1 pseudogene is annotated in these 232 nt (G+C 47.8%); it reads left to right on the forward strand.

The features are described 5' to 3' along the window. Nucleotides 1-232 (forward strand): annotated as a pseudogene (locus AACR11_RS09935) (transketolase); the annotation flags it as partial.

Raw genomic sequence — 232 nt, forward strand, 5'->3', positions numbered from 1 at the left:
TAGGTCTTGGCAAACTGATCGCATTCTGGGATGACAACGGCATCTCTATCGATGGTCACGTTGAAGGTTGGTTCTCTGACGACACGCCTAAGCGTTTTGAATCTTACGGCTGGCACGTAATCCCTGCTGTAGATGGTCATGACTCTGAAGCGATTAACGCAGCAATCATCGCTGCGAAAGCAGATCCACGCCCTACACTTATCTGTACTAAAACTATCATCGGTTTTGGTTC

The organism is Vibrio sp. L85, from assembly GCF_963871815.1.
GTDB lineage: Bacteria > Pseudomonadota > Gammaproteobacteria > Enterobacterales > Vibrionaceae > Vibrio > Vibrio harveyi.